This is a genomic window from Pedobacter gandavensis, assembly GCF_032677645.1.
Taxonomy (GTDB): domain Bacteria; phylum Bacteroidota; class Bacteroidia; order Sphingobacteriales; family Sphingobacteriaceae; genus Pedobacter; species Pedobacter gandavensis_A.
Genome location: NZ_JAVTSB010000014.1, coordinates 160,318 through 173,793, shown reverse-complemented (window position 1 = coordinate 173,793; position 13,476 = coordinate 160,318). Strand labels below are relative to the sequence as shown.

Genomic DNA, 13,476 nt, shown 5'->3' with positions numbered 1-13,476 from the left:
CAAACGTTGTTGATGCAGCTTAATGAATCCCTTTCAACAGCCTGTTCCATCTGATTTTATGGAAAAATGTAGCGTCTTTATCCCAGCTCATCCAGATAAAAAGTGCTTTACCAACGATATGATCTTCCGGTACAAAGCCCCAGTATCTGGAATCTATAGAATTGTGACGGTTATCCCCCATCATCCAGTAGTAATTCATTTTGAAAGTGTAACTGGTAGCCGGTTGATCATTGATATACCAGGTATTTCCTTTCTGCTCTACCTTGTTTCCTTCGTAGGTTCTGATGGCCCGATAATATAAGGGCATGGTGTTGCTGTCCAGTTTAACCGTCCATCCCATTGCCGGGATTTTTACCGGTCCGAAATTATCTACATTCCATTTACGGTTGGGATCCAGCGGAAAAAGATCGCCATCATCAATTGTTTCTGGCTTTACCGCTAAGGAAACCGACTTGATGAAATCTAATGCTTTCAATTTATCGATCATTTCCGAAGTCGCATTGGCGATATAAGTAGTTGCATCTACCTGTTCCATTTCATTGACGGCAAAGCCGAGGTCTTTAAACACCTCAAAGTTAATATCGGTAGTTTTAACCTGGATTTTATAAGGCATTTGTCCGGTGTTTTTTAAGGATTCCGGCTGACCATTTACGCTGACCAGCCCTGCTTTCATGCTGACGATATCTCCTGACATCCCAATACATCTTTTGATAATATTCTCTCTTTTATCGATGGGTCTGCTGGTAATGGTATACTGATTATTCACTGTTTTCCAACCAAATTGGCGGACTAGATTATAATAGCTTGGTTCCTGGTTTTCCAGTGCGACCGTATCACCTACAGGCAAATTGAAAACCACGATGTCATTTCTTTTGATATCCGACAAGCCTGGTAAGCGACGATATTTCCATTGTACCCCATCCCAATAGGCTTTTGTTTCAGTAATGGGCATGGTATGATGGGCAAAAGGAAAGGCAATGGGGGTCATGGGAACTCTTGCACCGTAATTAACCTTACTCACAAAAAGGTAATCGCCAATTAAAAGCGTTTTCTCCATGGAAGCACTGGGAATCACATAGGCCTCGATAAAAAACACCCTGATTAAGGTGGCCACGATGACCGCAAAGAGGACCGCATCAAACCATTCTCTCTTTTTACTTTTCTTTTGATCTACAGCGCGTTTTTTAGGGAAGATTCTCCAGTTCATGGCTAATGGTCGGTTAGGTCTATTGGTTCAATACCTTCTGGGTACTGCTTTTTAGAGAAAAAACCATTTCCATTGTTACAGGTTTTGGATTCCTGTAAAAAACAGAGACCACAGTCAGCGAACTGATCTGTGGCCCTGTACTACCCTAACCATAGGTGTATCTTAAATGAACTATAAATTCTTAAATGGTATGGTAGAAAAATATAGCTTATAATCTTTGATCCTTCCATTGTCTACATCCTGTCTTGGCAGAACTCTCATTTCAGAAAGGGTGTAATCTTTACCTAAATCAATGACTAGCTGATGCGGCATTTTAGCTGGCTTTTGCCATGCGGTATGCCAGAAGCTGGTGAACTGTAAATCAAAAACATTGGACGCATTTCCGTCGTCTCCGTTTAGTTCCTCACTATCTGCATAAACGACTTTCCAGTTGTTGCGTGGGATTTCTTTTCCTTTTCCATCTAAAAGCACGATTTCAGCGATAGCCGCAAATTGCTGACCTTGTTGTCCGGATAAAGCTTCCAGGGCAAAATACCTTGCCTTTTGAGGACTAAACTTAACAGACTGCCATTTATCAGTATTATCAAATGAACCTTCCGCGCTTACCTTAAAATCAGCAGCATTCCATACCTGACCGGCTTTCTTATGTACTTCTGGTTTCGGTTCTTTGACCTCATCCAATATCGGGTGATCCAGGAAAGTCAAGTCCGGTTTTGCAACACCATACAGGTCAAAAACAACCACTTCGTTTTCGCCTTTTTTAAGCCAGCTACCCGGTACTAACATGGTTTGTGTTGGGCCGATGTTCCAGAAACGGCTTAAGCACTTTCCATTTACCCAGACCAGACCTTTATTCCATTTACTTAAATCTAAATAAGTATTCAGCAATTGATCCGCAGTAAATTTCCCTTTATAAAATCCAGCCTGCGCTTTCTGACTAGCATAAGGTTGGTATTTGACCGGGATAGTCACATCACCCATCCTTAAGCTATAGTTTTTCCAGTTGCGGACTTCCGTTTTGTTATTGTCCTCATCGATCAGGTACACATTTCCATGGATTCCTTTTCTATCGTGCATGGCCTCCGCATAATTAACCCTCCCTGTGGCTTCCACCAATACAGATAGCTGTGCAGGCTTAGTTCTTGCAGGGATAGCGATACCGAATTTTGCTTTACGTCTGTCCAGGCTACCCAATAATTTACCATCCAGATAAACCAGGGCATAATCATGAATATCTTTAAACTGCAATATAGATTTGCTGCCTGCCGGAAGCGTAGCGCGGTACAATACCGAACCGAAATCCTGGTTTAGATCCTCCATAAACAAGGTGGTATCACTTAAAACCGGTTTAGGTAAATTCTGAGTTAATGCGGCAAAGGAATTGAACTTGACAGGTGCCAGCGCTTGTATTTTAATTGCTGCAGGAATTGGTGGCAGCTGCTCACCTTCCTGTAAATACTGACTAAATAACTCCCTGATCTGGTAGAACTTCGCTGTTGGATTTCCGGCTTCATCGATAGGTGCATCATAATCGTAGCTACTGGTTTGCGGCAGATAAGGCGGATCATTTGCACCGGCATAGGTGCCAAAAGTAGTTCCACCATGAACCATATAAATACTGAATGAAGCTTTTTGATCTAGCATATATTTCAACTCCGACACGATTCTTTTGGTATCACCTTTATGGTGAGGCCTTCCCCAGCTATCAAACCAGCCAGGATAATATTCGCCACACATGAGTGGTCCGGTTGGCTGTATTTCTCTTAGCGCTTTGAAATTTGCTTCCGGTCCGGAGCCAAAGTTGACCACGGCAAATAATCCATCCGGGTGATCTGCTTTCAATTGAGAAGGTCCGTCGCAATGGAACAAAGGAACCGTGAATCCGGCTTCCAGTAAATTGTTCTTGATGATGTTCATATAGGCCTTATCACTACCGTAACTGCCGTATTCGTTCTCCACCTGCACCATTAAGATATTTCCTCCTTTAGAGATTTGAAGCGGCGCTAATTCCTTTCCAACTTCCATCAGGTATTTCTTACTTCTTGCTAAATAGTAAGGATGTTGGGTACGTAGCTGAATAGATTTATCTTTTAGCAACCACCATGGAAAGCCACCAAAATCCCATTCAGCACAGGCATAAGGACCTGGTCTTAAAATCACATACAGACCTTCTTCCTGAGCGATTTTACAGAAAGCTTTTGCATCTGCCTGACCTGTCCAGGTGTATTTGTCTTGTTGATTTTCAATCATATTCCAGAATAAATAGGCACAAACGGCATTGAGGCCCATTGCTTTTGCCATTTTTAAGCGTGGGCGCCATTCGGCTTTAGGAATTCTGGCAAAGTGCATTTCTCCGCAACGGATCACATAAGGCTTTCCGTTGAGTTCAAAATGATCCGGGCCTATTGCAAAGGTTTCAGCTTTCTGGGCTTTTACACTGATGGTTAAGCAGATAATAGCGATTAAGGTAATTAGTTTTTTAAAGTGTTGTTTCATTTAGTGTTATAAATCAATGGTATTTTGGGTGTTATTTCCCCGGTTCTGCGCTAGTTTCCTACACCAACTTCGCTCACCATGGGCTCATCTACAGCTGATAAAATCTTTAGCTTAAGATACCTCGCTTTTACAGGCGTAAATTCCGCAATTTTAAGGTCGGATGTTTTATTCCAGTTGTTGGTTTTAACCTGGCGGAAGTTTTGATTGTCTTCAGAAACTAAGAGCTCAAATTTAGTAATTAGTCCACTGTAACCTTTCAATTGAACCGGTAAGTAATAGAACTTACTAATGTCCTGAGGAACACCCAGATCAAGCACAAGAAAATTATCTTTTGCGCCAGAGAACTTCCAATACGTCTGGAATGCGGCAAATCCGCCAGAATCTCCTACGATATCGCTGATGCCATCAATCATGACACCTGCCGTTTTTTGACTCAGTAATTCGGCCACCGGCGAACCATCATTGGCCGCACCTGCGGGCTCAATAAACACTTGTCCGGCACTGGCAGTTATACCTTTTGGTCTGAGGTAAGTGGTTAAGGTTGCAGCTTGTTTAGGTAAGGGCAAGCGGCTTAAATCTGGTTTGTAGCTGGCCCCTACCTCTTTAAGTCTGGCGACTACTTCTTCATCAAAAAGCCCTTCCTGGTTAGGTCCGATATTGACCATAAAGTTGCAATATAAGGGAACTACTCTTTGTAATTTATCGAGGATATAATCCAGACTTTTAACTTGTTTTTCGGCTCCCGGATGCCAGAACCAACCATTGGTCAGTGTCAATGCCATTTGTGAAGGGTAATTGTTATTTCCCGGCGGATATACGCCTTTGGGTCCTTCGTAATAGATAATATCGGTTTGGAGTGGACTGTTGCCATTGTGTTCGGCAACCAGGCAGTTGGGTTGTAGTTTCTTGATGTGGTTATATATCTTTTGAAAATCGATCAGACGGTGGCCCATTTTCCAGTTCCAGCCATCAAAGATGATTAAGGGGATCTCTCCATATTGGGTTAGCAGTTCGGTCAGCTGGTTCATCACCAGTTCTTCTTCTTTTAGTCCGCCATTTTCAATGCCGTTATGACGGTCCCAGATTGAAAAATACAGGCAGGGTTTAAGTCCCTGATCGCGGAAAGCCTTTACATATTCGGCTACAACATCCCTTTTAACTGAACTATTGGCGACATCGTAGTCTGTATATTTAGAATCCCATAGGCAAAAACCATCATGGTGTTTGGTGGTCAGAATACCGTAAGTCATGCCGGCAGCTTTACAAGCCTTTGCCCATTGATTACAGTCTAGTTTTGTAGGGTTAAATTTTTTAGGATCATGATTGGAGCTTGCCCATTCTTCATCAGTAAAGGTGCCCATATTGAAGTGTAACATGGCCCCAAAACGCAAATCGACGAAGTTGGATTGCAATTGTTGCAGATTGGCAGGCGCGGTGTGAGTTTGGGCGGTAGCGATATTGGTTTGAGCACTGGCGGTGCTTATACCGCATAACCCTAACAGGGCTATACTAATCATCTGCAATTTCCTCATGGTGGTTGGTTCCGGCGTTAAAATTTCTGCGCCAAATTAGCGAACCTGATAAAGAATAACTAGTATCGGATTGTCCAAAACTAAACCTGTATTATCCAGAATCCGGGTTAGGAACTGAATCAGGGCTAATAGGGCAGTTCTTCACAAAAACATCCCTGATTTTCCATGCTGGATATAATCCGGTTGATCTGGATACCGATCCCTTCTATTCTCAGGATATTGTCGCAATCTTCCAGATCAAAGTTGATTCTGAAGGCTGGATATTCGGTTGAAAGTCCGGCTACAACAGCGACTGCCTTTTCAGGACATTGCACATTTGTTTTAAAAACACTGACCATTTTAGAAGCGCACATGAGTTTTCTTATTTTTTCTTTTGACCAAAAGGATTAAACGACAGACCTATATTAAAGTAAAGCGAAGCTTCGGGAATTGCTTTAAAAATGTAATCATTCTGTCTTGCAGATTTTTCAAAGACTTTAGCTTCGATCATATTTTTCATTCCGGACTTAACGGTTGCTATAAATGAACCACCAAGGTGATGTTCGTAGGTTAACCCGGAGTTGATTTCCATCTGATTGAGGCTATAGGTTTTACCGCTTTTATCTACGTTATACAGGTAGAAAAAGGTGTTTTCCAATTCGCTGCCGATGGAGAACCTGCCATTGGCAAAGACATTTTTCCGCAGCAGCAGCCCCTTTGGTAAAATCACATCGGCTAACCAGCCATTGCGAAACTGGTGTTTATAACTAAAGGAAGGAACCACCGGAACAATTGCACCGGGGTCAATCAGGCCGATCAGGCCTACTGCCATTTGCGTCTGTCGGGTTGCTTTCAGTACGATGGTACCGGTTAACACGCCCCTTACTCTTTCAAAATCATGCTCGCTACCATCCACAATTGCACTGGCTGTAAAAACGACCACCTTACCAAAAAGCGTTGCATATCGGGTCAGATTAAGTGATTCTGAATGATATTGAAAGTCTCTCTTATTGTTTTCATTTTCTAATCCTACAGAGACATACCGATAGTTAACAATAGTACCTAAAGTCCATTTTCTGTTACTGATGAAATTAATATTGGCACTGGCTTTTAACTGATAGAAGTTTTCGACCTTTCCTTCCGGTAATGCTGTTCCTAAAAACTTCGAAGAGAAGCGGTACGGGCTAACGGTATTATACTCCAGGTTGAGCACTCTGGCCATGGGAAATTTATCGGCAACATAGGCCTTTATTTTTTCAGGAATACTATCTCTGGTTTGAGAAAACCCGGCTAAACCAGACAGAACTAACACGCTAAAAATGAGCGCAGTTTTATTAAAAACGGGCATATATTTATTTTAGGATCTGGATTGTAGATTGGAAAAAGTCGAAGCAGAACATCTTATCATAAAAAGAGCTGATGTTTCTATTCGCGATGAAACCGGCAAACGGATTCCCACCCTTACACAGTGGATCTTTGATAAAGACGATCCATAATTCGCTGATACAGGTTTTGGCCTTAAAAGCGGCTAAAGCCGAAGAATTGAACAAGGAGAAATCAAATGACAATTGCGCTAAAGCTTTGGTATCAAAGAAAAACACCCCCTTTCTTACCCCCTCATCCTCGATCACATTAATTTTATGGCTCAAGGCATCTTCAATGTTAATGGAAGGCTTATAACTGGAAATGAAACGGCATAAATCGGCGATCTGTATGATCTTATCTTCCTGCTGACTTTCTCCCAGCCAGGGGCGATCTGTAACCTGTTCGGCTAATAATTGAAACTGTTTCTCACTCATAGGATTGGATTAAACTCATCGGATTGAATTAATCAGCCGCAAAGCAACAAAATAGATGGATTGCTATTATTTTATTATACCAAACCTGCTCCTTATTATACCAAAGTCCTACTTAAATCAAATTTGATATAAAAACCAGCCTGTTTGGTATAATTATCCCCCCGGCAAGGGGATATACTTTACTTTTGTAAAGGTGTTTTAATTTAAACCTTTACTCCATTTACCCCCGCTGAATGAATTGCCAAACACAGGAACTTAAAAACAGACAGATTATAGATTTCCTATCGGAAGACCGTTACCGGTTTTTACGTCATGCAGGACTTTTACTTGGACTTTTTGTCCTGTTTTATTATTCTGATTTTTCAGACCAGTTTACCGGAATTTACAAGTATTACCGTCTGGCCTGTATTTACTTCGTTTTCATTGTGATGTTCTACGTCAACATGTACGTATTGGTGCCCCTGTATTTCTTTAAAGCGAAGTATTTACTCTACCTCGCCCTGGTGGTATTACTGGTTTTAACCGGCCTGGCTTTTACTGCACAACTATTAAAAAGTATTGAGCCACACAGAATCCACTGGAGCCCTGAAAATCATCACCAAACTAAAAACTATTATGAAGGGGCAATGATTACGGTGCCAATTATTATGCTCACCACCACCATCAAGCTTTTACAAAGGTGGATCAGGGATAATGACCGGATTACTGCGCTGAATGAGTTAACGCTTCATATGGAATTGAATGAACTGAAGAACCAGATTAATCCGCATTTCTTATTTAATATGCTGAATAATGTGAAGGCACTCATCAGAACTGACCCCGAAAAAGCGTCGATCGTGATCATCAAATTATCCGAATTTTTAAGGTATCAGCTCTATGAAAACAATGAGAAGAAAACGGCTTTAACGTCCGAAATCAATTTCATTTCCAACTTCCTGAATCTGGAAAAAATAAGGAGGGATAACTTCAGTTTTCAGATCGATGACCAAAGCGCTGAATCCTTTTTCAGGAGCGTGTTTATCCCCCCAAATCTGTTCACTACTTTTGTAGAAAACGCGGTTAAACATAGCGTAGACATCAGTGGGAAGGAAGCTTACATTCACTTAAAAATCGTTATTCTGGAGGACAAACTCCATTTCATCTGTCGCAATTCTACCAGTGGAGATACGGGAATTACCGATGAGAAATATAGCGGCTTAGGCCTCATTAATATCAAAAGAAGGTTAGAACTTTTGTACCAGCAGGACTATATCCTTGACCTTAAATCGACTGATACGGAGTATTCAGTCCACCTAATTATTCCAGTATGAATTGTATCATAGTAGATGATGAGCCCTTAGCCCGGGCAGAATTGCAGATCATGATCAGGGAACTGTCTTCCCTGGAAGTGACTGGTGTTTTTTCAAATGCACTGTCTGCCTTAGAATTTCTGAAAACCAATACCGTAGACCTGATTTTCCTGGACATTGAGATGCCGAAGGTGAGTGGACTGGAGTTTGCCGCGCAGATTTCCGGACAAACCTTAATCATTTTTACCACCGCTTATGCGCAATACGCCTTAAAAAGCTATGAGCTGGATGCGATAGATTACCTGCTAAAACCGATTGATAACCATCGACTGGAAAAAGCAATCAGCAAGGCTATGGCCTATAAGAACCTGCTCTCGGAAAGCACAAAAAGCACCTTTGAAGGTAGTACTGCTGACTTTTTGATGATTAAATCAGAACGGAGATACTACAAAATACGCTTTAACGAAATCCGGTTTATTGAGGGGCTCAAAGATTATGTGGTCATTTATACGCAGACGCAGAAGCTGATTACCGCCATGAATCTGAAAAACATCCATCAAAAGATTCCAGCTGATATTTTCCTGAGGGTAAGTAAATCGTATGTCGTCAATCTGAACTTTATCGCTTCTTTTGACAACCATACGATTTACATTGACGACGCGGAAATCCCTATTGGGGAGGTCTTTAAGAACGATTTCTTTGAGAAATATGCCGGGGGTACTCATTTGCTGTAACCGCAATCCTATGCGCAGCATTCTGAACCGGCAGCTCAGAAATCCGGCTAGCTCATGACGCTTTCCGGCCTTTTAAGCTGTCCATTAAATCCTTCCGGTATTCGGAGGGCTTCATACCCGTAATCTGCTTGAAAAACTTATTGAAATTGGTGAGGTTATTGTATCCGCTGGCATAGCAGACTTCTGATATCGAGAATTCTACATTTTGAAGCAGCTTACAGGAATGACCAATCCGGATTTCGTTAACAAACTGGGTCAGTGATTTTTGCGACCTATCTTTAAAAAACCTGCAAAAGGAATTTGTGGTCAGGTTACATAAATCTGCCACTTCTTTTAAATTGATATCGCGTTGAAAATTTTCCATTAGATACTGGTACACCTTATTGATCCGGTTGGTATCTTTTTCATCATAAGGGTTCTTAAAAGCAAGACTTGCCAGGTATTCGTACTCATTGGATTCCGATAGAATTTCAATAATACGAAGAAAAGCCACAATCTTATCAATTCCTTTCTTCTGCGGCAACTTGATCAGGATTCTGGTGACTTCCTGATTTGTTTTCCCATAAAACCTCAAGCCCCTCCCTGCCTTTCTAATCAGCTCATCTACTTGATTTAAGGTATTCTGATCATCGGTTAATCCCAGCAGAAAATCCGGTGGAAAATACACTACCGTGGACTTTACTTTATTCTTTTCCTCTAGTAAAAAAGCTTTATCACTTTGCCAGATATGTGGCAAATCCGGGCCCATTAACACCAGGTCATGGTCTTCGAAATTACCGATATGATCCCCTACGATCCGCTTTCCATAGCTTTTCTCTATCCAGACCAGCTCACATAAATCATGAAAATGAAAAGAGGAAATCAAGCTATTGGTCTCCAGTCGTTTAACCTTCAGGGTCTTACCCCCTGCATGGTTGACCTCAATTAATTCTGGTTTCATTGGCAGATGTTAGATTTAAAAAAGATGCGAACCTAAACATTTCAACCCTAACTAAAACCATCATGGTAAGATAGTTTAGGTATTTGCATTTTAACTTTTAGAAAGTAGTTCGAGCTCCCCGCTATATTTACCCAAAGTCAAGATGTAAGTCTTACTACAAAATTCTGTCTGATCAACAGATTTAAAACCAGCTATAAAAACGGCTTGCATTCGCATAGCCGATCAGCTCATTCCAGACTTACAAGAGAAACCATTGAGCCATAGGCCTTATGCTTAATGAAAAGACTATCCTAAAACCAAACAACCATTGTATGAACACAAAAACCGATTACCTATTTAAAATGAAGCCATGAAAGTAAACAGCAATAAAACTATCACAGGGATAGGGCTAATGACTGTTTTTTCCATGTTATTGGCTTTCTTTCCTGGAACAACTGTGCTCGGAGCGGAGCATTTACCGGCTGTGGAGGCCATTCCTTTACTCCCTGCAATTTTTCAAACCGACTCTTTAATTACCATCAAAGGAACAGTATTAGACAGCGATAAGCTTCCCCTTCCCGGTGCGAGTATTGTAGATAAGAAAAACCCGAAAAGAGCCACGGTGACCGATGCAAACGGTCATTTTACCATCGCCGTGCCGATAAATACCATATTACGTATCGGTCATATTACCCATCTGAACAAAGAGGTAACCGTGACTAAAAATGAGAAAGATCTCCAGGTAAACTTAGAGATTGATTCTAAACCACTGGAAGAAGTCATGGTGGTTGGATTTGGTACCACCAGTATCCGGAAAAACACTACTTCTGTGGCCACTCTAAACCCTAAAACCCTGAAAGACTTACCTTTTGGAGATATGGGTTCTGCCTTACAGGGTAGAGTGCCCGGCGTTATTGTACAACAAGGTTCTGCGGAGCCCGGACAAAACGGGGCCAGTATTTCCATTCGTGGAAATGGGGAACCTTTATACATTATTGACGGCTTTGTCTCGGAGCGCAGTCGTTTTCTATCCTTAAATAAAACGGATATCAAAACCCTGAGTGTCCTGAAAGATGCCGCTTCTACCGCCGTTTACGGGATGAATGCCGGAAACGGGGTTATTGTGGTGACCACCAAAAAAGGGGAATCAGGACAACTGAGCTTTGATTATCAAAACAATTTTGGTTTCAATACCCCTTCATATCCTGTGAAACGCATGGATGCCTATCAGTATGCAGATGCGGTCAACAAGCTCTACCAATCATTGGGACAAGGCCTTAACGCGTTTAAAACTCCGGAAGAAATGCAGGACATCAGTCAGAATCTATCCAGTTATACCAATTGGGAAGATGCCTTACTCCGCAAATATGCCCCACAACAAGAGCATACCGTTTCTGTAAGTGGTGGTTCAGATCGCTTAAAGTTCTTTGGGAGTTTAAATGCTTTAGGACAAGAGGGAATCATGAAATATAACTCCCTGAACTACAATAGATACAACTATCGTTCTAATGTAAGCGGTACTTTTGATAAAATCGGATTAACGGTAGAATTGAATGTAAACGGGACGCAGACCGATGAGAAATACCCTCCTGCCAATGCTTACACCATTTACTCGCGTATCAGAGACCGGAATCCTTTCGAGAAACCATTTACTTCCAGTGGTCAGGTTTCCAGTCAGTTCGACAATCCGGCATTACAATTAATGAGTCCGGGATATGTGAAAATCAGAACGGTTTATAACCAGGTGGCAGGTGCCTTAAACTGGGTAGTTCCGGGTGTGGAAGGCCTGAGTTTTGGCTTTAGCGGAAATTACAATTCTCAGTCCCAAAACAGTGCCGCATGGACACAAACAGCTACCTTTTACGATGAAGCGGGGAATGCCACCAAAGAAGATCCATCCAACATTAGCATTGCCCGTTCCTCACACATGGTGAACCGCTATGATGTCAATGTTAGGGCAGATTACAAAAAGACAATTTTGGGCAAACACAATATAGAGGCTACGTTGGTACATACCAGGCAACACCTGTATGGTGACTCCATCTCTTCCGGGTCCAGAGGTTTCAATACCACAGAAATTCATCAGATACAAAAAGGAGATGCAAGTACTATAACGGGATGGAACAACGAAGGTATGCAAGCCTGGATGGGCTATGTAGGACGTTTTCATTATGATTATGACCGCAAGTATATGGTAGAATTTGCCGGCCGTTATGATGGATCGGACAATTTTCCGGAAGGCAAAAGATGGGGATTTTTCCCTTCGGTATCTGCCGGATGGGCGATCTCTGAGGAGAAATTCTTTGGGGGTATCAAAGATGGCAACATCTTGAATTACCTGAAACTGAGGGGTTCTTATGGACAGATTGGGGTCAACAAAATCGAACACTCGATCTATGCCTATTTGCCAACATATAATTACAATTCCAATGCTTATGTAGTGGATGGGAAACTACAAAACAGTATTACCCCAGGGCCTACTCCCAGCTTAAATATGACCTGGTATGATCAGACCAAATACGACATCGGGCTTGATTTCTTCCTTTTTGGCAACCGCCTGGAAGGTACGGTAGATTATTTCTTCGAAACGACAAAAGGATTTTTATCTCCTGAAAAATTCCGTTATGTAGATCCTATTGGCTATGAACTGCCTTTAGTGGTGTCTGAAGCGGAGGATAGAATCGAAGGTTTTGATGGTGCGCTGAAATACAATGCAAAAATAGGGAAAGTGAATTTTAATGTGGGTTTCAACTTCACGTATTACAGATCTCTGGCTTTCAGAACCAATGAAGATAGTTTAACCCTGGCTAATCCCCGCCTTAGAGAACAAGGAAATGAGAAGTTTTACGTGGGCACAGGCTATATCGGCGCTAAATTCTACAGCAATCCGATGGACATTCTGAACAGCCCTAAACGTCTTACTTCGAGAGACCTGAGACCTGGCGATTTACAGTACCAGGATGTGAACAATGACGGGAAAATTGATGGACAGGATCAAGCAAGATTCGGCCACAATACCAGTCCGACTTTTGTGTTTGGCTTTGACCTTGGCGCTACCTACAAAGGTGCGTCTATCCAGGCTACCATTCAGGGAACCGGTGCCAGACAGACCTATATGAGTAATGTATCTCAGGGCGCAGAGGGCGAAAGAAGGTTAGACTTTGCTTTCCAGAACAACAGCTGGTCGCCGGATAATCAGAATGCCAATTTACCAAGACCGGGTAATCTGACCTTAAACGACAATAACAATTATGCTTCCTCAGACTTCTGGGCACGTAAGTCGAATTATGTACGATTAAAATCGGTTACGCTTTCCTACGACTTTAAGCATGCCCTGCTGAATAAACAGAACTGGTTGCGCAACCTGACAGTTTTTGCTTCTGGTGTAAACCTATTTGCCGTTGGCCCATCCGTAAAATATGGCGACCCTGAGTCTGGCAAAGACGGAGTAAATTTTGAAGGTTATTCTTATCCAATGATGAAGACTTATTCCGCAGGTTTTCAATTAGGTTTCTAAATGA

10 protein-coding genes are annotated in these 13,476 nt (G+C 41.9%); 3 read left to right on the top strand and 7 right to left on the bottom strand.

Going from position 1 to position 13,476, the window contains the following annotated elements; translation table 11 throughout:
- Positions 1–19 precede the first annotated feature (19 nt).
- The 6 genes from lepB to R2Q66_RS21725 all read right to left on the bottom strand — a co-directional run bounded on the left by lepB (position 20) and on the right by R2Q66_RS21725 (position 7,013).
- Positions 20–1,207, bottom strand: coding sequence for a signal peptidase I (gene lepB, locus R2Q66_RS21750; protein ID WP_316753197.1), 1,188 nt, complete (start codon positions 1,205–1,207; stop codon positions 20–22).
- 171 nt (positions 1,208–1,378) lie between these two features.
- Positions 1,379–3,703: a beta-galactosidase gene (locus R2Q66_RS21745; RefSeq protein WP_316753195.1), complete on the bottom strand. Its 2,325-nt coding sequence runs from the start codon at positions 3,701–3,703 to the stop codon at positions 1,379–1,381.
- Between the two features lie 50 nt (positions 3,704–3,753).
- Positions 3,754–5,235 (bottom strand): alpha-L-fucosidase, encoded by a 1,482-nt coding sequence (locus tag R2Q66_RS21740; RefSeq protein WP_316753193.1) that lies wholly within the window; start codon positions 5,233–5,235, stop codon positions 3,754–3,756.
- A gap of 125 nt (positions 5,236–5,360) precedes the next feature.
- A complete protein-coding gene (locus R2Q66_RS21735; protein WP_316753192.1) occupies positions 5,361–5,588 on the bottom strand; it encodes a hypothetical protein in 228 nt (75 codons plus the stop codon).
- Positions 5,589–5,596: 8 nt separating this feature from the next.
- Entirely contained in the window at positions 5,597–6,562 is a 966-nt protein-coding gene (locus R2Q66_RS21730; RefSeq protein ID WP_316753190.1) for a DUF6268 family outer membrane beta-barrel protein, read from the bottom strand.
- A gap of 4 nt (positions 6,563–6,566) precedes the next feature.
- Complete coding sequence (locus R2Q66_RS21725; RefSeq protein ID WP_316753188.1) at positions 6,567–7,013, bottom strand: hypothetical protein; 447 nt, start codon at positions 7,011–7,013, stop codon at positions 6,567–6,569.
- A 233-nt stretch (positions 7,014–7,246) separates the two neighbouring features.
- Here R2Q66_RS21725 and R2Q66_RS21720 point away from each other — a divergent pair, with 233 nt between their 5' ends.
- Complete coding sequence (locus R2Q66_RS21720) at positions 7,247–8,323, top strand: sensor histidine kinase (protein ID WP_316753186.1); 1,077 nt, start codon at positions 7,247–7,249, stop codon at positions 8,321–8,323.
- Positions 8,320–9,036: a LytTR family DNA-binding domain-containing protein gene (locus tag R2Q66_RS21715; RefSeq protein ID WP_316753184.1), complete on the top strand. Its 717-nt coding sequence runs from the start codon at positions 8,320–8,322 to the stop codon at positions 9,034–9,036. The genes R2Q66_RS21720 and R2Q66_RS21715 overlap by 4 nt, the downstream gene beginning before the upstream one ends.
- 52 nt (positions 9,037–9,088) lie before the next feature.
- Here R2Q66_RS21715 and R2Q66_RS21710 read toward each other — a convergent pair whose 3' ends face one another.
- Positions 9,089–9,976, bottom strand: a complete 888-nt coding sequence (locus tag R2Q66_RS21710) for an AraC family transcriptional regulator (protein WP_316753182.1) — start codon at positions 9,974–9,976, stop codon at positions 9,089–9,091.
- Between the two features lie 349 nt (positions 9,977–10,325).
- Here R2Q66_RS21710 and R2Q66_RS21705 point away from each other — a divergent pair, with 349 nt between their 5' ends.
- A complete protein-coding gene (locus R2Q66_RS21705) occupies positions 10,326–13,472 on the top strand; it encodes a SusC/RagA family TonB-linked outer membrane protein (RefSeq protein ID WP_316753180.1) in 3,147 nt (1,048 codons plus the stop codon).
- Positions 13,473–13,476 lie beyond the last annotated feature (4 nt).

Excerpts from the sequence above, each read along its gene's own strand:
- lepB (WP_316753197.1), bottom strand. The coding sequence starts at position 1,207 with ATGAACTGGAGAATCTTCCCTAAAAAACGCGCTGTAGATCAAAAGAAA.
- R2Q66_RS21745 (WP_316753195.1), bottom strand. The coding sequence starts at position 3,703 with ATGAAACAACACTTTAAAAAACTAATTACCTTAATCGCTATTATCTGC.
- R2Q66_RS21740 (WP_316753193.1), bottom strand. The coding sequence starts at position 5,235 with ATGAGGAAATTGCAGATGATTAGTATAGCCCTGTTAGGGTTATGCGGT.
- R2Q66_RS21735 (WP_316753192.1), bottom strand. The coding sequence starts at position 5,588 with ATGTGCGCTTCTAAAATGGTCAGTGTTTTTAAAACAAATGTGCAATGT.
- R2Q66_RS21730 (WP_316753190.1), bottom strand. The coding sequence starts at position 6,562 with ATGCCCGTTTTTAATAAAACTGCGCTCATTTTTAGCGTGTTAGTTCTG.
- R2Q66_RS21725 (WP_316753188.1), bottom strand. The coding sequence starts at position 7,013 with ATGAGTGAGAAACAGTTTCAATTATTAGCCGAACAGGTTACAGATCGC.
- R2Q66_RS21720 (WP_316753186.1), top strand. The coding sequence starts at position 7,247 with ATGAATTGCCAAACACAGGAACTTAAAAACAGACAGATTATAGATTTC.
- R2Q66_RS21715 (WP_316753184.1), top strand. The coding sequence starts at position 8,320 with ATGAATTGTATCATAGTAGATGATGAGCCCTTAGCCCGGGCAGAATTG.
- R2Q66_RS21710 (WP_316753182.1), bottom strand. The coding sequence starts at position 9,976 with ATGAAACCAGAATTAATTGAGGTCAACCATGCAGGGGGTAAGACCCTG.
- R2Q66_RS21705 (WP_316753180.1), top strand. The coding sequence starts at position 10,326 with ATGAAAGTAAACAGCAATAAAACTATCACAGGGATAGGGCTAATGACT.